The organism is Cyanobium sp. NIVA-CYA 375, assembly GCF_056108345.1.
In genome coordinates this window covers 1-982 of the sequence record NZ_JBSYHW010000244.1, presented here as the reverse complement: position 1 = coordinate 982, position 982 = coordinate 1, and the positions used below count along the sequence as shown (strand labels likewise).

General features: G+C 41.3%; 1 protein-coding gene. It reads right to left on the bottom strand.

The window, feature by feature from the left end; all coding sequences use genetic code 11:
- Positions 1-20 precede the first annotated feature (20 nt).
- The coding region (locus AC01FP_RS17830; protein ID WP_474482105.1) for a hypothetical protein at positions 21-982 on the bottom strand (962 nt) is incomplete at its 5' end.

Genomic DNA, 982 nt, shown 5'->3' with positions numbered 1-982 from the left:
AAAGCGAAAGGTTTAACTGGTTATAGTATGTCATACGATATCCTTTGGTTAAATCGTGTGTCTCGGTAATCAAAACCATCAATGTCAGTGCGAATCCAGTGCACTGAGTCGTGAAAGTAATAGTAAAGGCACGCTCCGATAAAATTAAGATCAGAAAAGTATTGATTTCTGCTTATTCCATAACTTTGCCTCCCTACCCTGGTGAGAATAAAGTCAGGTAAGTTCATTGAATGTACCGCCTGGATATGTTCTCTGCATACAGGGTAGATCTGGCGAGGATAAAGCTTAATAGGTTTTTGGCTGAATTCTAAATCTATCTGGGAGCCAAAGGCGTAACTTGTTCCTTCTTGCCATACATCTAAGCCAAATGTGTACTTCCAATTCGGAAACCATTCATCAAACCATTGGCTGTAGTGCTCGCGAATCCAGCACTCTGCATCCTTGACGCCTTCTTTATGTAGCTCCTGTGGAAGATGGTGCTCGAGAACGTAAGAACTCATATGACTTTTAAAACCATTGCCTTCTTGATATGTTCTCAGCTGCTCATAAGATGTAATCTCTATAATCGGTTTGCCGTCTCTGAGCAGGTAGCCTGTATCAATCTGGGATGATACGAGAGTGTCGGAATCGATGTGAAATATCCAGTCGCAAGACGTGTGCAAGTCGGCAGTCAGCTTGCTATACTTATGCTGAATTGTTCCTGGAGCGAACTTTTTTTCGGTACAGATCTTGACCCATCCCGGAACAACTTTGGGGAGATCATCATAGTCTTGCTCTTCAATAACAAGAATGCATTCGGCTACATGCTTAAAGTTTTCTTCAATACTTGAATATAAGCCAGGCAAGAGAGATGCATCGCCAATATAGCTGCGCGTGAAAATGCAAATATCTGATAGTTTTGGAAAAAGCTGGACTGGTGCGATTAAACTTGTTGCTGGGAGCTCGGAAATACTTTTCTTTTGAGTAATCTCTATAATTTTAT